Raw genomic sequence first — 20,432 nt, 5'->3', positions numbered from 1 at the left:
CTGGTTCCTCCTTGGATTTAAATTTATTATGTCGTCCTATGATGTTATATTACATCACGTAATGTATTTTGTAAAGTACTTTTTTTCTTTTTCCCAATTTCTTTATGGGAACTTGCAAAAACACGGATTATGTCATATTATATTGTATTAAGAAAGGATTCCTGCCTGGGACGTGTTCGGACATAACGCCCCATAGGGCAGAATGACGGTGATATTTATGATTCATTTCGATGCAGGCAGTATAGACCCCTCCAGCATTACCCCCATGTACAAGCAGGTGGCCAGCATTATCTCCGAAGGCATCCGCAAAGGGGAACTGAAGGTAGGAGAAAAGCTTCCTTCTGAGTTTGAACTGATGAAGGACTTTAACGTAAGCCGTGTGACAATCCGGGGCGCGATCTCAGAGCTGGTGACAGACGGGCTTCTGGTGCGCAGCCAGGGAAAGGGCACCTTTGTGGCTCCGCAGAAAAAGCTTCAGTCCGCCAATGATACCACTGGCCTGACTGATTCCTGCCGCCAGGCAGGCAAGGTGCTTAAATCCCAGGTGCTGTCCGTAGAATACGCTTATCCCACCCATGCCGACAGTGAATTCCTGGCGGTGGATGAAAGCCAGCAGGTCATTGAAATCAAACGGCTCCGCTACATAGACGGACATCCGTCCATTCTGGAAACCCTCTACTTTCCAAGAAAGTATGATTTTCTTCTCCATGAAAACCTGGAGGGATCCGTGTTCTCAATCCTGCACGCCCACGGTATCACGGTGCACAACAGCAGGAGGACCCTTGAAATCAGCAACGCGTCCTCCAATGAGGCCGGACTGCTGGAAATCAAGCGCAACTCCCCTCTGCTGCTGTTTCGGGATTACCAGTCAGACAGCCAGGGCAATCCCCTGTTCGTCTGCAAACAGCTCTACAACACCCAGAACATGATATTTTATTTATAAATCCAGTTCTTCCCGGATACGCCGGATGGTCCTCACCGCCTGGGAGAGGTACAGCTCCGGATCCCTGAAGTAGGGATTTAACAGTTCCAGGGAACACCATCCGTCATAGCCGTACCGCTTCAGGATACGGAAAAAGTCAGTCACGGGAATCACCCCGTCCCGGTCATCCAGCTGCATATGGAATTCCGTGGCCCCGTCCCCGTTGCATATATGGACGTATTTCATGGATGCCCCAAGGCGCTCAAGATAGTCGGAATATGGCTCATTGGCAATAAAGGGCGGAACCATGTCAATCATGGCGCACAGGGCGGGACTATTAACCCGCTCCTGCAGCTGCAGGATGTCATCCACACAGGTGATGGTGTTCCCCTCCGAGGGTGACAGGGATTCCAGGATGATGTCCACCCCCAGTTCCCCGGCCCTCCTGCAAAGGATGGATGTTCCCTCTTCCAGGTATCCCCATACGGTTTCCCGTTTCACCCCATATCCCGGGTGTTTGGCGGTTATCTGCATCTTATCGGTCCCCAGCCTTGCGGCTGTCTCCACACTTTTCAGCAGGTATTCAATGGTTTCCCTGCGTTCCTTTTCCATGGACGAGGTAAGGCTGTATGGATATGCCAGTATCTCAGGTGTGAACATGGATATCTCCACCCCATACTGTTTTTTCCATCCCAGAATGGCATGTATCTCCTCTTTGCCCATGTCATGGGCATAAGCATGGGGTCTTCCTCCCCAGACTTCCACCCCTTCAAACCCATATTCCTGCGCCATCTTAAATGAATGCTCCAGGCCAAAGCGGCAGAACTGGTATGTTAAGAACGAAAATTTCATCTGTTTCCTCCTTGAACGTTCCCGGGCGTATGGCGGGACCCGCTTCCGCCCGGATATGCCCTACTCTGCCTCAAAGGAATCAGCATCCTTTGCAGTGAGGAGTCCCAATTCAGTCCAGACAACATCGCTGATTTCCTCACCCTCCAGAATGTTGTAGGCGGTTTCCAGGGCAACGTAACCGATTTTCTTGGGATACAGGGCAACGGAGCAGATCAGGTTGCAGTCAGGTCCGTCATTTTTCATGATGTCCAGCTGTTCCGGTGTCGCGTCATATCCGGCAATCAGCACGTCCTGCCTGTTGTTGGTCTTGCAGGCAGTATAAGCGCCCAGGGAATTGTCGCCCATGAAGCAGAAGATTCCGGTGATGTCAGGATGTGCCTGAAGCATGTTCTCGGTCGTGGCCCTGTGGGTGTCCCTCGTACCATTGGAAAGCTGCTCGACCATCTCCACATTGGGGGCAATCTCAGCCATGCGGTCCTTGAATCCGGCGATACGTTCCTCTGCGGTTGTGACCCCGGGAACCTCGGTAAGGATCAGCACCTTGCCCTCTGTCCCCATCTCCTGTACCAGATAATCCGCTGCCATGGCCCCGCCTGCCGCGTTATCGGAAAGCACCTTGGCATCACACTGTGCTTCCGTGTCAATATCATAGTCCACCAGCACGATTCCGGCTTCCCTTACCTTATCTATATAGGGAACAATGGCATTGGCATCCACCGGAGCCACGCAGATGGCGTCCACGCCCTGCTGTATCAGGTCCTCCAGGATTGCAATCTCCTTCTGCATGTCACCGGCCGGGTCGGGCTTCACAACCGTTACATTGCCCAGCTCCGCCGCCTTTTTTTCAGCTCCGGATATAATGTCCACGCCGAACTCCTCTGCCTGGGACCATGCAAGAACCGCAATGGTGTAACCGTCCTTCCCCTCGCCCTGGGCCGCTGCAGCGGTATCCTGGGATGTGCCTGTGGCTGTTCCTCCCGCAGTGCCGCCCGGCGCATTGCTTTCCTTACCCGTACCGCATCCTGCCAGTATGGATGCCGTCATTGCCGCACAAAGGATCATGGTTGCCATTCTCTTTTTCATTTTGTTTTCCTCCTGAAATTTATTTGGTTTTTTATAGTTTCCTTTTTATTTCTTCCTGCTGTTAAAGATGGAGTAGATAACTGCCGCTATGATGATGATTCCCTTAACCACCAGCTGCCAGTAGGAGCTGATATAGAGGAGGTTCATTCCGTTGTTGATGATGCCCATGAGGAGCGCGCCGAAGAATATGCCGACCACCGCGCCTTTTCCTCCGCTGAACGACACGCCGCCCATTGCACAGGCAGCAATGGCCTCTGTCTCAAATGCATTGCCTGCCGTGGGCTGTGCGGAAGCATTCCTGGCTGACAGTATGACGCCTGCCAGGGCAGCGCAGATACCGCTGATCATGTAGGCATACATGATGACCCTTTGGGCATTGATGCCCGAGTGATGGGCTGCCTGGTAGTTGCCGCCCACCGCGTAGACGGAACGGCCGAAGGAAGTCCTTGAAAGGATGATCCCAACCACCACGAATGTCCCAAGCATGAAGAAAATGGGGATGGGGATCCCGCCCAGGGAGCCGATGCCCAGCTGAAGCATGCTGTCCGGTATATTGCCGATGGGCTTTCCCTCACAGATCAGGTAACATGCCCCTCTCAGGGTAATCTGCATGCCCAGGGTCATGATAAATGGAGGGATTCCTGTCTTGGCGATAAAGATGCCTGAGAGCAGTCCTAAAAGGGCGCCCACTAAAAGCCCTATGAGGATGGCGGGCACCAGGGGCATGTTCCCTTCCACCACAAACTTGGTTACCAATGCGCCGCATACGCCGGCAGTGGATCCTACCGTCAGGTCGATTCCCCCTGTCATCATGGCGAACGCCATGCCGCAGGCAAGGATCCCATAGACGGATATCTGCCTTAATACATTCAGGATATTGGTAGGTGTCATGAAGTTCTCGCTTCGGATGCTCATGAACACGCTCACCACGATGATGACCAGGATCAGGCCGGAATAAGATTTAAAATTGGAATTGTTCAATACTTTCTGGATGGATTTATTTTTCATGATTAAACTGCCTCCTTAGTTGCCAGCTTCATTACTGTTTCTTCCGTTGCTTCTCCCATGTTCTGCTCGCCGGTTATCTTCCCTTCCCTCATGATGATGATCCGGTCGCTCATATTAAGCAGTTCCGGAAGTTCAGAGGAAATCATGATGATGGATACCCCCTGCAATACCAGCTGATTCATAATCTCATAAATCTCTGCCTTGGAACCCACATCAATGCCCCGGGTGGGTTCGTCTAAAATCAGGATATCCGGCCTGGTGGCAAGGCATTTTGCGATTACTACCTTCTGCTGGTTCCCGCCGCTTAAATCCCCGGCCGCCTGGTTGACATCCGCTGCCTTTACCTGCAGGCGTTTCATATATTCAGCCGCGCACTCCCTTTCCTTCTGGGAGTTCATGAAGCCGCCTGAGGACAGCTCCGGAAGGGAACTCATCTCGATGTTCTTGAGGATGGACAACAACAGTACCAGCCCCTGGTCCTTCCTGTCCTCAGGAACCAGGGCAAATTTATTGCGGATGGCCTCCGTGGGGTTGTGGTTCACAATCACCTTCCCATTCTTATAGATGGTCCCCGATGCCTTATCAAGTCCCATGACAGCCCTCATGAGCTCGGTCCGTCCCGCGCCCACCAATCCGCCGAAACCAAGGATTTCCCCTTTATGCAGTACAAAGGACGCATCCTTGACATACTCATTGTTTATGTGCTCTACCCTGAGGATTTCCTCCCCGATATCCACATGGACCTTGGGAAACTGGTTTTCCACATTCCTTCCAACCATCAGGGATATGACCTGGTCCGTATTCAGTTCACTTACCATTCCCCCGCCTGAGTTCCTGCCGTCCCGAAGGACCGTGATCCTGTCCCCGATTGCAAAGATGTCCTCCAGCCTGTGGGATATGTATACCATGGAAATGCCCCTGCTCTTAAGGTCCGCAATGATGCGGAACAGCACCGTGGTTTCTTCGGTTGTCAGGGAAGACGTGGGTTCATCAAAGATAATGATCTTAGAGTCAAAGGACACGGCCTTCATGATTTCCACCATCTGTCTCTGTGCCACGCTTAAGTCCCTGATATAGGAAAAGGGATTGAAATGGATATCCAGGCTGTCCATCAGCTCCAGGGTCTTCTCCTTCAGTGTCTTAAAATCCACCAGGCCGCCCTTTTTTGGATACCTTCCCATATAGATGTTCTCCATGATGGTCATGTCCGCAAACTGTACCAGTTCCTGATGGACCGTGCTGATTCCCAGGTGGTGGGCTATGTTTGGGTTCTTAATGTTTATCTTCTTATCTTCCAGGAAAATCTCACCTTCCGAAGGCTCAATCACGCCGGAGAGTATCTTCATCAGCGTTGACTTGCCTGCCCCGTTTTCCCCCAAGAGGCACAGGATTTCTCCCCGGTACAGTTCAAAGTCCACTTTCTCCAGGGCTTTGATACCGCCGTAAAATTTAGATATTCCCTGCATTTTCAATATCGTATCACTCATATGCTTTCCCTGCGGTCCCAGACTGCAGGTCCTGCCTCCTTTCCCAAATCAAACGGTTAAAATGCCGCCCCGTATCCGAAGGACCCTTCCACCAGGCAGTTATGCCTGGCCAGAAGATTGCCGGCGCACATGCTGAATTCAATCAGCTGGTCCTCGTAATCCTCCCTGTCCGCCTGCCTCGTGAAGTCAGGCAGCTGTTCCTCATGCAGCCTGGACATACGCCTGTCATTCTCTATGTAGGAGGCAATGAAGGCCGTTATCCAGGAATCCCCCGCCCCTGTGGTGTCCACCACCGGCGCTTCAAAATTATAAGGCATCTTCCTGTAGTATTTCCTTCCGTTATACACGATGGCTCCCCTGCTCCCAATGGTGGTCACCGCCAGCCTGCACCCGTACCCATGCACGCACCGGTACAGCAGCTCCTTTAGCTTCCCTTCCCCTAATTCCTTGCCGGAAAAGAATGCAATGGTTATATCCGGACACACCGCAGCCAGGTCATCCTCCTCCCACACATCTGAGAAGTCATACAGAAGCGTGACCCCTGTCTCCCTGATTTTTATGAGCTGGTCCTCAATGTGGCTGAAACAGCTGGAATGGACCACATCAAAGGTCTTGATGTATTCCAGCAGTCCTTCTGTAATCTGAAGCGGATGGGACTTCACCACGCCAGCGTCATTCTCATCCGTAATGGTGCGGTCCCCGTCCTTCAGCCGGATACCGCAGATTCCGGTCTCTCCCTGCACCCTGACGCAGCGGGAGATATCCACCCCTTTATCCTTCAGCGCATGGACCACCATGTCTGCCTGGATGTCCGTGCCCAAAACCCCCGCATACGCGGTTTCATGCCCAAGCTGGCGGCCGTAGACTGAAAAATTCAGGCTGTTTCCTCCCGGGTACATGATGCCTGTGGTGTAGTTGCAGTCTACCACGTTGTCTCCTACCCCTATGAGTCTAAGCATACTTCACCTCTCCTTTAGTTGTTTCATTCATCATTATATCGATACATAATGTATTATGACGTTATAGTATCACACCGCCTGTCTTTTGTAAATACCTTTTTATGTATTTTGTTGATAAAAATTGTGATTGCCCACAGGAAACTGGCACAAATGCCGGGAATTGCCGGGGATGCGGTATGGTTTCCGGCATATCCTGGCATATCCTGGCACTTCCCGGCAATTTCCGGCATTTGGCGGTTTTCCCCGGCACATGGCGTCATTTCCCTGCGCATCGCGGCCATCAAAAAAGGACATCCCCGTCCGGGATATCCTTTTCATCTGTCCCTATTCTTTTTTCCCTAGCAGGGCGTCCGCCAGCCTGCCAACCTCTGCCGGGGATTGGGCAAAGCAGCTGGCCTCCTTGAGTTCTTCCCTTGTCCCGCAGCCGTAAAGGCATGCAATGGAGGGAATCCGGTTGGCCTTTGCCGCTGCCACGTCGTAGATACGGTCCCCTGCCATGACCGCGGCCTCAGGCTTTATCTCATCCAGAAGGGCTGCCAGGGAACACGCCTTATCCTTTCCGGGTATCACGGGCCGGATTTTATCTATCTTATCCCGTATCCCCAGCCTGCCTAACATCATTTCAATATAATCCCGGTCCGCGTTGGAACAGACCGCTGTCCGGTATCCCCTGTGATGCAGGCTGTCAAGCATCTCCTGGACACCGTCGTACACGGTTTCCATATTCTTGTATACATTTTCCTGATAATGCTCAACTAATTTCCAGAACCCATCTGCCCGGGCGCACCTTTCCTGGCCGAACAGCTTCAGGTTTGTCTCCTCGGCCCGTTCCCCTATGGTCATGCGGATTTCCTCTTCCGTCCACTCCCTCAGCCCCGCTTCCTCCATGGCCGCCCGGATGGATGGCACGATGAAAATGTCCGTCCTGCTCAAAGTCCCGTCCAAATCAAATATAACCCACTTCATCCCTGTCACCCCTCAATCCGGTTCCTGAATCCAAAACCGCCCTCGCAAAGGCAGTTTTCCGCTGAATAAGACGCACCGTCCTGAAGCGCCTGACGGATTGCGTCCCCTGTCAATGTAATCCCTTTCTTCCATCCCTGTTTCAGAAGGGATACAATCACGGCCGCAATAAAGGAATCTCCCGCCCCCATGGTGTCCAGGGCCTTGACATACCGGGCTTTTCCTTCCACAAATTCCTTTCCGTTGTAGAACAGCTGTCCCCGCTCCCCCATGGTGGCTACCACGTTCCTGCAGCCATGTCCATATACCTTCCTCATCAGTTCCCGGATTGCCTCTGTCTCCATATGTTCACAGGAAAACTGTCCCAGTTCCAGGTAGGGACAGGTCAGTTCCAGGAATTCATGGGTGCGGTACTTATCCTTTACGGAAAAATCGAATGTGACCATGGCCTGCAGGTCCTGAAGTTTATGGACATCCTCATGAAGCTTGGCATTGCAGCTGGTGTGCACCACATCAAAATCCCTCAGATAATCCACGTCACAATCCCTTATCCGTGTGGTGTGGGCCCAGTTCTTCCCTTCGTCCGCCCCTATGTAGTCCCGCTCCCCGTCATACACGTTCACATCGCACTTCTTAGTGGTGCTGTCCTCATGGAATATGCACTGGGACAGGTCCACATTAAGGGCCGTAAGGGCATCCCGTATGATACGGCCTTCCCGGTCAGCCCCGATGCTTCCCACATAGGCCGCCACGGCCCCCAGCCTGCTTGCGTGGGCAGCCACGTTCACCGCGTTCCCGCCCGGAAACATGACGCCCATGTTCATATACCGGTCTATTACATTGTCACCTATACCAGCTATCTTCATGTCTGTCATCCCGCTCCTGTCCAATCTTTAATACTCAAGCTTCCTGTAATATCGCCGGATATCCAGGGAGTGGTTCCTGATTTCCTCAAAATTCTTACTTACCCTGGACAGGACAGCGTTGATTACCACCGGTGAGAGGAGCCATCTGAACTTCCGGCTGATTCCGGGAAGCTGGTAATCCGCCGTGTCAAACACGGTAAAGTCATCGGTATGCTCCTGGACAAAGTTCTTAACGCGCTCATCCAGCACCCTGGTCTGGCCCTCTGTCATGTTAAGGGCAACGCACACACCTTTTTCCACAAGTTCGATGGTCCCATGGAAAAATTCAGGGGAGGTGACAGACTTTGTGCGGAGCCACTGGGATTCCTCCAGCACGCACATGGCAAAGGAATAGGTGGGCCCCCACAGGTTGCCGGATCCGATCCATATCTGATACGAGTCATCCTTGTATTTCATGGCATACTCCCTGGCCTTTCCATCACTTTCCTTTCCCACGGACACAAGGGCTGCCGGCAGATTCTTAAGTTCATCTGCAAACTGGACATAATCGTCAAAATAGCCCATGTTGTACAATATCCTGCCAACCAGCATATATAACACGTATTCCTGCGGACGGCCATCCTTATAGATGACCGTGTGGTCAGAAAGACCTCCCAGAGGGGAGCCTTCCACTCCAAGGACGGATATGACTGTGGCACCTTTTTCCTTCACATACCTGGCTGCCTCCACGGTTTCCCTGGTGTCACCTGACTTGGATGCCATGAACACAATGGTCCTGTCCGTCAGATGGCTGTTGCCGGTTGTAAGCAGCTCCGCCGACACCTGGGACTGTACATTCAGCCTGGAGGTGGCGGAAATCATATAATCAAACGGCTGCATCATCGCAAGGGAACCGCCGGATGCGGTGAACAGGATATTGTCAAATCCCTTACCGCACACAGTATCCGCAATTGCCTCAATCTCCTGCCTCATGGCATAGATGTAAGCTCCATTTTCCAGTATTGCCTGTTCGTCAAACTTTACCATTTTTCATTCTCCTCCTATATCTTAAATCATTCCCAGTCTTGATTTACACCACAAATATGCCAAATAACGCACCGATGATACCAAGGGATGTAAGGATTACAAGCACCCATGAAACCTTGACCTTTTTCTGCAGAAGCCCGTACACACCCAGTGTCATCAGGAGCGGAAGCAGGCTTGGCATGATGCCGTCCAGGATGGCCTGTACGGCCGTTGCAGATTCCCCTGTCCCCAGGCTTCCCGCTATCTGTATGTTAATCATGTTAGGAATCATTGCGCCGATGACCATAAGGCCGATGACGGCAGCCCCGTAGGTCAGCTTGGGCATCAGGCCGGATTCTTCAATCCGGTTCAGGAAGCTGGTCCCAAAGCCGTATCCGAACTTCAGGCACCAGTAGCGCACCAGGTACGCCGGTATGTTATAAATCAGCCAGAACAGGATGGGTCCAAGTATGTTCCCGTTCAGCGCCAGGGAAGTACCGATCCCGGTTGCGATTACCCTGAGGGTTCCCCAGAACATGGAATCCCCGATTCCTGCAAGAGGCCCCATCAGCGCAACCTTTACGCTGTTGATGGAAGAGGTGTCAAAGTCAGCATTATCCGCATTGCTCTCCTCCATGGCAGTGGATATCCCCATGATGGCGGTGGACACATAGGGGGTTGTATTGAAAAATTCCATATGACGTCTGGCCGCCTCGATCTGGGCTTCCTTTTTCTCATATATCCGCCTGATTGCAGGGAGCATGGCGAAGCAGTACCCCATATGCTGCTGGCGTTCATAGTTCCAGGAATACTCAAGGGAAAGCGAACGTATGTAGATGGACATCAGGTCCTTTTTCGTAATCTGGTTATTAGAAGTCCTCATCTTCCATTACCTCCTGTTTTACAACGGTCTGGCTGCTCTGCAGCTCTACCAGTATCACTGCAAGCACACTTGCAAGCAGGGCAATCCCAAGCATGGGGATCCGTAAATATGCGCTGACCGTAAAGCCCAGCACAAAGAACACAACGGTTTTCTTCGTAAGTATCATACGTGTCAGCAGGGCAATACCAAGGGCGGGAATGAATCCGGCTGCCGCCACAAGGCCGTTCTGTACAAATTCAGGGATGGACTCCAAAACCCGGTTCATCACCGGCGTGCCAAGGTAAAACGCAGCGGCGCATATGATTCCCCGGGGAAGGCTCTTGACCACAAAGCCGCCCAGGATATGCATCATTTCCATCTTCCTGAATTCACCTCTTTCCACATACTTGTCAGCCTTATGGACAAACACGGGAAGCAGCACAAGGGTAAGCAGGTTATCCACCACAAGATACAGGGTCGCGATGGGAAATGCCAGGGCCAGGGCCACGTCCGCGCCTTTGCCGGTTGAGATGGCGAATGCAGCTCCCAGGATTCCTCCTGTGATGACGTCCGGCGGGACAGCGGCCCCAAGGGTGATGGAACCGATAAAGACCATCTCAAGGGTTGCGCCAAGGATGATCCCTGTCTTCAGATCCCCCATCACAAGGCCTACCAGCACGCCGGTTATAATGGGACGTGACCCCAGGTTGGTACCCAGCATCCATTCGAATGTTACAAACATTGCTATGAATCCGATTAAAATTGCCTGCGCTAACATAATTCTCCTCCTAAATGATTTCCTTTACTTCAATCCTTGCATCACTTGGAACCTGCTGTATCCCAACCCTGATTCCTGCCTCCATAAGCTCCTTTAAAAGCGCCTCATCCCCGGCCGATACCGGTATGGTCTTATAAAGCTTCTTAACCGCTTCCTCCCTGGGCTTGCAGCCGCCCAGGTTGATTTCCCTTATATCTTTACAGGATGTGGCAAGGCGGTGGGCATCTTCGATGCTTTCCACTATGATAAAAAGCTTATATCTGTCCGTAACCCCGCTGTTCAGTGCCGTGATGGAGTCCTCGATGTTCTTCATCACAAGCTTTACCCCATTTGGTTTTGCCAGCTTCAGCGTGGTTTTCCGGATATCGTCTTTCATGATTGCATCATTGGCAATCAGCATGCAATCCACATCCAGGGACTGTGTCCATGCCATTGCCACCTGTCCGTGAAGCAGCCTGTGATCCACCCTGACTAATTTAATCATACTCTTCCTCCTTAAAAATCTTCATCTTCCAAATCCTGGTTTTCCACCATATCGTTGCAGTAAACAATGGATGACCTGACCTGGGCGAGCACGGCCCGGATGGTGTCCGGATCAACTGCGTCCGGATGGTTAAGCAGTGCAATGACCAGAGGCAGGCTCATACCTGCAACCAGGTTAAACCTCCGGTCCCCGGTGTACTTCATGAATTCGTTGTTCACACTGCCTCCGAAGATATCTGTAATGACAGTCCAGTGTTCTTCCGGTTTCCTGCCCGTCACCCACTCCCCCACCATCTTCTCCAGGTTCATGGACGCTTCATCCACATAGGCGCAGAGACAATGGACATTTTCATTTGCCCCTAAAAGAAATTCCGCTGTCTCCTTCATGGCCCGCGCAAGGGAACCATGACTGGCCAACAGGAACTGCTCCATATTTCCACTCCTCTCTTCTGTTTATAATACATTATATAACATTATGTTACCACAAGTATACATCATGTCATATTCCCTGTCAATATAAAAAATAGCATTTTAAACTGAAATTCAGTTCAAAATGCTATCTCTTACTTGATACACTTACCCGATACCCTTCCTTGATATCCAACCATACGACGGGCTTAAACATAAAACTTAAGGCGCTCCGTGCAGTACATCTGCCGGGATATGTAAAGGGGGCTGCCCCCGGAATCTTCATGCTTATCCGTAAACAGCAGCAATGCCGCCCCGGGCTTCACTCCCAGGATTCCTGCGTCAGAGGAATTGGCGTAACACACCTCGAGGATACGTATATGCCCTCCCAGCCTGATTTTATGTTTCTGGAGGATTTCAAACAGCGACTGGCTTAAATCCTCCCGTTCCAGGAATCCGAACATACGGTTGTAGTGGTTTACCTCAATCATGGTAGGCACATCATCCACATAGCGCAGGCGCCTGGTGCACAGGATCGTCTCATCTTCATCAATACCGAAAAATTCCACGTCCGCCCTGGTGGGATAAATCCAGGACACGCTTAATACCTCTGTCCTCGGCACCTTGCCCTCCTGAAAACAGGAATGGGTAAAACCGATCTGGTCGTCCACGGAATACAGGGCCTTCCTGGAAGCCACAAAGGTTCCCTTCCCTCTGGAGCGGACCACCATCCCGTCCTCCTCCAGCTCGTTGATGGCCGAGCGCACCGTGATGCGGCTCACATGGTAGGCCTGCATCAGCTCTGCCTCAGATGGGATCCTGTCCCCGGGCCTTAATTCCCCCTCCTCAATCTTCCGGCCCAGTATGTCAATAATCTGCTTGTACATGGGTGTCATACTGTCCGGATTTACATTTTTACTTGTCCCCATCACACTCTCCATTTCTATTGTTAGTAGTAAATATATTATAATACATCATAATACATTTTACAACATATTTCAGCAGAAATCAGAGAAGTATTGATACAGCCTAAACCTCATTCCAGTTCATGGACAGCTGGTTTACCTTATTGGAAAGGAAAAACTTGAAATGCCTGCCTGAAAGTATCTGCTTGGTATAGTGGACCGGTATGCCTGTATGGGTAATGACTGTCTCCATCAGCACAAAAACAGACTGGGGCGAATCAAATTTAAGCAGCTGGCTTTCTTCTTCCGTTGCAATACTGGTCTCCAGGGTAATGGATGTGTAACAGTTATCCTCCAGCCGCATGCCTGTACGGCGCTCAATCACCTCATAGAGGGACTGGTTCTCCATATCCACATCCAGGAGGAATTCAAACTGGCTGCACGGAAGGCTTACATGCTCAATCATGACCGGCTTATCATTCACATGGCGCAGGCGCTTCAGGTATACCACGTCATCCTCAGGCGTAAGCTCCAGCTTTTTCATGATGGCCGTATTGGGCTTCTGCCGCTTCATGCCCAGCATATGGGTGTACGCGTTGATGTTGTTCTCATGACAGAACACGGTGAACCCTTTAAATGTATTCAGGCTTGAGGAAATCTTAGGTGTCTGCACGAATGTCCCCTTGCCGTGGTGTGTGATGAGAAGGTCCTGCTCCACCAGGTCGGCAATTGCATTGCGGATGGTAATCCTGCTTACATTGTACTGCTCACAAAGCCTGGACTCACTGGGCAGGGCCTGTCCCGGGCTGTACTCCCCGCTGGTTATCCTGTTCTTAATGTCTTCCGCCACCTGTTGGTATAAGGGCACCGCACTATTTGCATTCAGCATATTCCACCTCTTTCAAAGACATCTTATCAATCCCATAAGGAAATGCAATGATGTTTTATGTGTTAATATAATATTATATTACATTATATCATATGCTAGTAAAATTGGAATACACGTTTTATACAAATAATTACATAAAACAGGCGGCACCTGTTTTCAACAATCCAGATACCGCCTGTTACATCCATATTCAATTATCACACATACATCCTATTCCCATAATTAGGATACAGGATATCAAGAAAAGATATAATATCCCCTCGCAGCTCCTTCACCGCGCGGTCCACATCCTGCTCCATCAGGTAATCAATCACCTTCAGATGGTTCTCACACCCCATGCGTATGGAAATGGTGCCCCACCGTTCCCAGTGTCTCTGGGCATAAGCCCTTGTCATGATGCCGATGCTTTTCTGCAGCATGCTGTAGCAGTAATCGTTGCCGCTGTAGGAAAGCAGCCTGAGATGGAACCTGCTGTTGTTATCCCAGTGTTCCAGGATGGTGGTGTCCTCATCGCTGTTGCTGCACTCCGTAAGGGTGAATTCCCTTAATTCCCGGATATCCGTTTTAGTCATGATGGTGGCCGCGTCCCTTAAGCAGCCGGTCTCAATCATGATACGGAAGTTAACAATATCCCGTATCTCCTTTTCATTAATCCTGACCACCTCGTACCCGTATCTCGGGTGGCTGATGAGTACGCCTTCGCTGCAAAGTTCAATCAGTGCGTCCCTGATCGGGGATTTACTGACCCCATACTTTTCAATCAGCTGCTTTTCATTGATAATTTCATTCTGCTTGTAATTTCCCTCTATAATGTCCTTCAGAATAGAATCATATATCTCAGTCTTTAGTGACGAAGGCTTACCGCTTCCCATTTATTTCCCCCTCCATGTCCTGTTCAGCCAAACTTATTCTGTTTTATGTTCCCCTTAGCATTATAGCATACAATCTAACTCTAATAGGGATATTATATATGTTTTCAGGCCTTTTAGCAACATGTCAAAAGGCACACATTCATCTGGCTGATGTCCCTGGCCGTGGCCATTCTCAAAGGGATTGGGGGCATCGGGCACGCCCGGTCCGAAACCGATGGCGCATGGCAGGTGCCTGGAGTAAGTCCCGCCGCCCATTGTATATGGTTCATAGTGCTTACCCTGGACGCAGTCGCAGATTTCACTGAGTACCGGGATATAGGGATTATCAAGGGGCACATAGGCCGGGGCCGACAGTTCCCCCACGGATACCGCAAACCCCAGGGATTCTGCCCTTTTCTTAAATCCATCCACCACCTCATCCCCATCCACGGTCACCGGATATCTGGTATCAAAGGATACCTTCATCACACCGTCCTGGGCATGGATCACGCTGCCCACACAGGTAAGCCTGCCGGACTCCTTGTCCTCAAACGGTATGCCGCAGCTTTCACCGTAATAGTCAGAAGTCATTGCTGCCACGGCCTTCACCCCATGGGCCGCGCTGCCGGTGAGAAGCCCGCTGCCTGCAAGGGCTTTGGACAGCTCCTGGATGGCATTGACGGACCCTTCCGGAAATGCGGCATGGCGGGAAATCCCAAGGGCCGTCACCTTCACAGACTCCCCGTCCCGGTCCACACTGATTCCCTCAATATCCCCAAGCTTCTCCCTGGCGGCTTCAAGGCTTACACCGCTTATGACGGCCTCTGCCTTTGGAGGTATCACATTCACCACGCTTCCGCCATGGAAGGATACCAGGTTTCCCTCAATCTTCCGCTCAATGTCAGCGCGCATCAGCCCCTTTTCCCCGTAACACACAGGGAAGTTGGTGTCCGCCACCAGGTTGAAATCCGGGACCTGCTGTGTCCTGCAGAAATATTCTATATCCTGCATTCCCGTTTCCTCAGACAGCCCGTAATAAACCAACACGTCATTTTTAAGTTCAATGCCGTGTTCCTTCAGATACCGCAGGGCGTACAGGGCGCAGATGCCCGGGCCTTTGTTATCCCCCACCCCGCGTCCGATGAGGAAGCCGTCCTTTTGCGTACACTTAAGAGGAGGATTATGCCATCCTTCCCCCAGGGGCACCACATCCAGATGGGCATAGATGCCGATCCTGCGCGGGCTGTCCCCGGTTCCCTTAACCAACAGGCTGCCGCAGTGGTATTCATGGTTCTTAACATGGAACCCGTACCCCGCGGCCAGGGCTGTCATCTCATCCAGCACACGGCCGCATTCCTTCCCATAAGGATAGGTATCATCCCCATGTACCGAGATGCTGGGAACAGCCACCAGACGGTCTAAGTCCTTTACGAATGCTTCTTTGTTCTTCTCTATCCACTGATCAATTTCCTGCATTAAGCTGCTGTCAGGTTTAAACATGGTCCTGTTCCTCCTCACACAAATGGCAGGACACCATGTGTCCGCCTCCCACATCATGAAGCTGCGGACATTCTGCCGAACACCGCTCAGATGCGTATCTGCACCTGGTATGGAAATAGCATCCGGCCGGAGGATTCAAGGGGCTCGGTACATCGCCTGTGAGGATTTCCCTCTTCATCTTATTATCCACATCCGGAATGGGGATTGCGGACAGCAGGGCCTTTGTGTAGGGGTGCTGCGGATGATTGTAAAGCTCATCCTTGGACGCAATCTCCACAATCCTTCCCAGGTACATGACCGCGATGCGGTCAGACACATACTTGACCACGCTCAGGTCATGGGAAATGAAAAGGTAGGTCAGCTTCTTGGTCTTCTGCAGGTCCTGTATCAGGTTCAGCACCTGTGCGCGGACCGACACATCCAGCGCGGATACAGGCTCGTCACATACCACGAACTCAGGGTCCAGCACAAGGGCCCTGGCAATGACGATACGCTGTCTCTGGCCGCCTGAGAACTCGTGGGGATAACGGTTCATCATGTTTTCCGGCATTCCTACCAGCTCCATGATTTCCTTTACCTTCTGGATCCGCTCCTCGTTGGTTCCTGTGCCGAATGCGTCTAACGGGGCCTTGATCAGCTCCAGGACCGTCATACGCGGGTTCAGGGATGCATACGGGTCCTGGAATATGAGCTGCATCTTCCGGCGCATCTGGCGCATCTGCTCTTTGTTGTATTTTGTAATGTCATCCCCTCTGTAGAGGACCTGGCCTGCCGTGGGATTGATGAGCCTTAATATGGACCGCCCCAGAGTGGACTTTCCGCATCCTGACTCACCTACCACGCCAATGGTCTCGCCTTCATAGATGGAAAGGTTCACCTTGTCCACGGCATGTACGATTTTCAGGGGTTTCCCCGTGAAGGTCTTGGCCGTGACAAATTCCTTCTTCACATCTTTCAGTTCCACCAGTACATTGCTATTCCCCATCATGTCCAAAACCTCCCTCCGGCGCGTATTTCCAGCAGCGCACCTTCTGTTCCCCTATCTCATAGAGTCCCGGCTCCTGCTCGAAGCATTTGCTGCACGCCTGCGTACATCTGGTACAGAACCTGCACCCCTTTGGCATTTCACTTAAGTCCGGCACGGAACCCGGGATGTTGAACAGGCGCTCAGAGGAATCCTGGTCCAGGCGCGGTATGGACTTTAAGAGTCCCTGGGTATAAGGGTGGAGCGGATGCTTGAAAATGCTCTTGACATCCCCGTATTCCATCTCCTTGCCCGCATACATGACCATGACGTCGTCCGCCATCTCCGCAACCACGCCCATGTCATGGGTAATCAGCATGATGGACTTATTCTCCTTGTCCTTTAACTCCCTCATAAGCTCCAGTATCTGTGCCTGGATGGTAACGTCCAGGGCAGTGGTCGGCTCATCGGCAATAAACAGCGCGGCATTGCAGGAAAGGGCCATGGCAATCATGACACGCTGCCTCATGCCGCCTGAAAGCTGGTGGGGATATTCCTTAAGGCGCTGGGCCGGGGAGGGGATGCCTACCTTCATAAGCATCTCCTCGGCCCTTGCCCAGGCTTGTTTTTTATCCATCTTACTATGCGCGGTTATTGTTTCTACAAGCTGCTTTCCGATGGTCATCACCGGATTCAGGCCTGTCATGGAGTCCTGAAAGATCATTGCAATCTCGTTTCCACGTATCTGGCGTATCTCCTTGTCGGAAAGCTTGGTCAGGTCCTTGCCCTCAAACAGGATCTCGCCGGATGCAATCTTACCGGACTGGGGAGGAATCAGCCTCAAAATTGACATGCTCGTCACTGATTTGCCGCAGCCGGACTCACCTACAATCCCAAGGGTTTCCCCTTTCTTTATATTGAAGGATACGCCGTCCACAGCAGTAACCGTTCCATTCTTACCGGAGAACTGGGTTACGAGTTTTTTTACTTCAATCAAATTCTCAGACATTTAAATACCTCGCTTTTCGTATGGAACGTCCTGAACCAGATTATTTATTAACCTTCCAAGCCCATACATTCTTATTTACATTGTAATCAATGGCGCCTACGCGGACATTCTCCAGCTTGTCGCTGTATCCGAAAAGGTCATTGGTAAAGTACAGGAATGCCATGGGCATCTGCTGGAACAGGATATCCTGGTACTTGTCATAGACTGCCTTACGGGCCTCAAAGGTGATTTCCTTGGCGCCGGACTCGCCCACCTCGCCCAGGGTCGGGTCGGTCAGCTGTGTAAAGTTATTCATGTAGCCTGCGGTTACGTTTGGTACGGACTCGGATGGGTCAACGGAACCAGCGGAACCGATGAAGCACAGGTCGTAGTCCCCGTTACGTGCATTGGTCAGAAGGGTTGGGAAGTCAAGGGTCTGGATTTTGGTCTTGATGCCGATCTTCTGAAGATCCTGCTGGATTAAGATAGCGGATTTCTCACGTACCTCGTTACCGGTGGAAACCAGTACTTCCAGTTCGCGGTTGGCATCCCAGCCAGCTGCCTCTACCATGCTCTTGGCCTTCTCAGGATCATACTCAACCTTAAGGTTGGTGTTATAGTACTTGTGGTCTTCCGGAAGGGGTCCGATTGCAACGCGGCCCTGTCCCTGAAGGAGCTGTTCCACAATTACCTGACGGTTGATTGCAAGGCTGATTGCATGGCGGATTTCCTCAGGCAGGTATTCCCTGGTCGTGTTCATGGCCATGTACTGGTATGCAAAGGTCGGGACAGACATTGCCTTCACGCCCGGGGTGTTGTTGGCCGCATCCCAGTCAGCTAACGGAATCTGTGTATTGCCGGAAAGCGCGTCAATCTCGCCGCTCATAAGTCCGGAAAGGATGTTGGAGGACTGTACCTTCTTGAATACCAGCCTGTCAAAGTCAGGTGTTCCAAGGTAGTAATCCTTGTTGGCCAGGAACTCGATGGATACGCCGGATTCCATGCTGTCAAAGATACATGGGCCGGAACCTACCGGTTTCTGCCAGAATGGATCGTTCACCAGGTCAGCGTCAGCGATTCCTGACAGCAGGTGCTTCGGAATGATGAAGAAGTCACGGTTCACCAGTGCGTAAACAATGGAGGGATCCATGGGTGTCTTTAAGGTAAACTCCACGGTGTGGTCATCCACAGCCTTAACCTCAACGCTGTCCGTGGATGTCTCGCATCCGGTCTCATCCGTGCCGGCAAAATACTGCATACGGATGCGGCGCAGATAGTTATATTCAGCAGAAGAAGCAACCTGTGCGGAGTAAACAACGTCCTCGGCAGTCACAGGCTCGCCGTCATGCCACTTGGCATCCTCATACAGATGATATGTAATCTTGTCCTGGGCCTCGTTGGTCTCCCATGATTTAGCCAGGCGGGGTTCGAATGTACCGTCGGTGTTGATGGTCATCAGACGGTCAAACATCAATTCATTTACATTGTCAGCGCCTGCGTTGGTGGTGTTCATGACCATGAAGGTATCCCAGTCCCCGGACTGTGCAATGGTGACAATCTTCTCACCGGTGCTGCTGCCGCCCTCTGTCTTTGGCGCCTCCGCCTGTGCCCCGCCGCCTGCGTTGGCCGTTGTGCCGTCCGTCCCTGTGGATGAACCGCCGCATGCACAAAGCACCATGGCGGATGCAAGGGAAGCTGCGATTACTCTTACAAAATTGCGTCTCATAATGTTCCTCCTATTATCATTTATGGTTTATCTTTGATGATTTATCTTTCATTATTTCTTCTTAATCTTCGTCTTAGAATCCAGCGCGTCCCTGATTCCATCACCCACAAAGTTGATGCTGGAAACCGTCAGCACCAGAAGGATGCCCGGCGGTACCCAGAGCCATGGCCTGGATGAAAGCACGGTGATGGACTGTGCGGCGTACAGGATGTTACCCCAGGAAGCCTGCGGCGGCTGGACGCCCATGCCCAGGAAACTAAGCGCGGATTCCTGGATGATGGCCTGCGCCGTACGGAATGTAAAGTTAATCAGTATAGGTGCAAATGCGTTGGGCACCACATACTTTAACAAAAGGGGCAGGTCCTTGGTGCCGACGGCCTTGGCCGATTCCACATATTCCTTTTCCCTGACCGACAATACATTGCCGTATATGAGCTTTGCAAAATCCGTCCAGCCCAGCACACCGATTACCAGTGTTACGGTCCATACGGAGGGTCCGATCACAGCCACCAGTACCAGCACCAGTATCATGGATGGGAAGGACATGAAGATGTCCGCCGCCCTCATGACGATGGTTTCCCAGATACCCTTGTAATATCCTGCAATCAGCCCCAGGGGAACCCCGATCAAAAGGCTTATGATGGCTGAAAGAAGTCCTACCAGCAGGGATACCCGTCCGCCGAATACCAGTCTTGCAAACACATCCCTTCCCGTGTCATCGGTCCCAAGGAAATGCCCCGGGCCGGGTTTGGCGCTAAAAGCCAGTATATCGGACGTATATGGGTCCAGCTTCAGTATCATTGGCAGGAATATTACCAGCAGCACTTCTAATGCAATGATGGCCACGCCAATCATGGCCAGCTTGTGGGCCGTGAATTTTTTGAGCACGTCTCGATAATACGAGTCCTTTTTCATAACTGTTGTCCCTGACAT

21 protein-coding genes are annotated in these 20,432 nt (G+C 51.6%); 1 reads left to right on the top strand and 20 read right to left on the bottom strand.

Annotated elements, in window-relative coordinates:
• Window positions 1-217 precede the first annotated feature (217 nt).
• The gene (locus LK536_RS42185; RefSeq protein ID WP_008724520.1) at window positions 218-943 is read left to right on the top strand and encodes a GntR family transcriptional regulator; all 726 of its coding nucleotides are present in this window, start codon (window positions 218-220) and stop codon (window positions 941-943) included.
• Here LK536_RS42185 and LK536_RS42180 read toward each other — a convergent pair.
• The 20 genes from LK536_RS42180 to LK536_RS42085 all read right to left on the bottom strand — a co-directional run bounded on the left by LK536_RS42180 (window position 938) and on the right by LK536_RS42085 (window position 20,432).
• Entirely contained in the window at window positions 938-1,774 is an 837-nt protein-coding gene (locus LK536_RS42180) for a TIM barrel protein (protein ID WP_227794453.1), read from the bottom strand. The genes LK536_RS42185 and LK536_RS42180 overlap by 6 nt on opposite strands.
• A gap of 60 nt (window positions 1,775-1,834) precedes the next feature.
• Complete coding sequence (locus tag LK536_RS42175) at window positions 1,835-2,857, bottom strand: sugar ABC transporter substrate-binding protein (RefSeq protein ID WP_227794454.1); 1,023 nt, start codon at window positions 2,855-2,857, stop codon at window positions 1,835-1,837.
• Window positions 2,858-2,902: 45 nt separating this feature from the next.
• On the bottom strand, window positions 2,903-3,865 hold the full coding sequence (locus tag LK536_RS42170) for an ABC transporter permease (RefSeq protein ID WP_008724514.1): 963 nt from the start codon (window positions 3,863-3,865) through the stop codon (window positions 2,903-2,905).
• A gap of 2 nt (window positions 3,866-3,867) precedes the next feature.
• Window positions 3,868-5,352, bottom strand: a complete 1,485-nt coding sequence (locus LK536_RS42165; RefSeq protein ID WP_040382164.1) for a sugar ABC transporter ATP-binding protein — start codon at window positions 5,350-5,352, stop codon at window positions 3,868-3,870.
• 56 nt (window positions 5,353-5,408) lie between these two features.
• Window positions 5,409-6,311: a PfkB family carbohydrate kinase gene (locus LK536_RS42160; protein WP_227794455.1), complete on the bottom strand. Its 903-nt coding sequence runs from the start codon at window positions 6,309-6,311 to the stop codon at window positions 5,409-5,411.
• 324 nt (window positions 6,312-6,635) lie between these two features.
• Window positions 6,636-7,277, bottom strand: coding sequence for an HAD family hydrolase (locus LK536_RS42155; RefSeq protein ID WP_040382162.1), 642 nt, complete (start codon window positions 7,275-7,277; stop codon window positions 6,636-6,638).
• Between the two features lie 5 nt (window positions 7,278-7,282).
• Window positions 7,283-8,140, bottom strand: coding sequence for a PfkB family carbohydrate kinase (locus LK536_RS42150; protein ID WP_227794456.1), 858 nt, complete (start codon window positions 8,138-8,140; stop codon window positions 7,283-7,285).
• A 27-nt stretch (window positions 8,141-8,167) separates the two neighbouring features.
• The gene (locus LK536_RS42145) at window positions 8,168-9,166 is read right to left on the bottom strand and encodes an SIS domain-containing protein (RefSeq protein WP_227794457.1); all 999 of its coding nucleotides are present in this window, start codon (window positions 9,164-9,166) and stop codon (window positions 8,168-8,170) included.
• A gap of 43 nt (window positions 9,167-9,209) precedes the next feature.
• The gene (locus tag LK536_RS42140) at window positions 9,210-10,028 is read right to left on the bottom strand and encodes a PTS system mannose/fructose/sorbose family transporter subunit IID (protein ID WP_227794458.1); all 819 of its coding nucleotides are present in this window, start codon (window positions 10,026-10,028) and stop codon (window positions 9,210-9,212) included.
• A complete protein-coding gene (locus LK536_RS42135) occupies window positions 10,015-10,785 on the bottom strand; it encodes a PTS mannose/fructose/sorbose/N-acetylgalactosamine transporter subunit IIC (RefSeq protein WP_008724498.1) in 771 nt (256 codons plus the stop codon). Before LK536_RS42135 ends, LK536_RS42140 begins: the two co-directional genes overlap by 14 nt.
• A 10-nt stretch (window positions 10,786-10,795) precedes the next feature.
• Window positions 10,796-11,269, bottom strand: coding sequence for a PTS sugar transporter subunit IIB (locus tag LK536_RS42130; RefSeq protein ID WP_227794459.1), 474 nt, complete (start codon window positions 11,267-11,269; stop codon window positions 10,796-10,798).
• Window positions 11,270-11,280: 11 nt separating this feature from the next.
• Window positions 11,281-11,700, bottom strand: coding sequence for a PTS sugar transporter subunit IIA (locus tag LK536_RS42125; RefSeq protein WP_227794460.1), 420 nt, complete (start codon window positions 11,698-11,700; stop codon window positions 11,281-11,283).
• Between the two features lie 185 nt (window positions 11,701-11,885).
• Complete coding sequence (locus LK536_RS42120) at window positions 11,886-12,605, bottom strand: GntR family transcriptional regulator (protein ID WP_025484072.1); 720 nt, start codon at window positions 12,603-12,605, stop codon at window positions 11,886-11,888.
• A gap of 100 nt (window positions 12,606-12,705) precedes the next feature.
• A complete protein-coding gene (locus LK536_RS42115; protein WP_025484074.1) occupies window positions 12,706-13,470 on the bottom strand; it encodes a GntR family transcriptional regulator in 765 nt (254 codons plus the stop codon).
• Between the two features lie 197 nt (window positions 13,471-13,667).
• The gene (locus LK536_RS42110) at window positions 13,668-14,342 is read right to left on the bottom strand and encodes a GntR family transcriptional regulator (protein WP_008724488.1); all 675 of its coding nucleotides are present in this window, start codon (window positions 14,340-14,342) and stop codon (window positions 13,668-13,670) included.
• Between the two features lie 60 nt (window positions 14,343-14,402).
• Entirely contained in the window at window positions 14,403-15,821 is a 1,419-nt protein-coding gene (locus LK536_RS42105; protein WP_227794461.1) for a Sapep family Mn(2+)-dependent dipeptidase, read from the bottom strand.
• A complete protein-coding gene (locus LK536_RS42100) occupies window positions 15,814-16,806 on the bottom strand; it encodes an ABC transporter ATP-binding protein (RefSeq protein ID WP_008724484.1) in 993 nt (330 codons plus the stop codon). The genes LK536_RS42105 and LK536_RS42100 overlap by 8 nt, the downstream gene beginning before the upstream one ends.
• Window positions 16,796-17,794 carry an ABC transporter ATP-binding protein gene (locus LK536_RS42095; RefSeq protein ID WP_025484078.1) on the bottom strand — a complete coding sequence of 333 codons (999 nt, stop codon included), beginning with the start codon at window positions 17,792-17,794 and terminating at the stop codon, window positions 16,796-16,798. The genes LK536_RS42100 and LK536_RS42095 overlap by 11 nt, the downstream gene beginning before the upstream one ends.
• A 40-nt stretch (window positions 17,795-17,834) precedes the next feature.
• Window positions 17,835-19,499: an ABC transporter substrate-binding protein gene (locus LK536_RS42090; protein WP_008724480.1), complete on the bottom strand. Its 1,665-nt coding sequence runs from the start codon at window positions 19,497-19,499 to the stop codon at window positions 17,835-17,837.
• Between the two features lie 51 nt (window positions 19,500-19,550).
• Window positions 19,551-20,432, bottom strand: coding sequence for an ABC transporter permease (locus LK536_RS42085; protein WP_008724478.1), 882 nt, complete (start codon window positions 20,430-20,432; stop codon window positions 19,551-19,553).

The sequence above is a fragment of the Clostridium pacaense genome, assembly GCF_020709765.2.
GTDB lineage: Bacteria > Bacillota > Clostridia > Lachnospirales > Lachnospiraceae > Enterocloster > Enterocloster hominis.
This window is presented reverse-complemented; position numbering and strand designations above follow the sequence as displayed.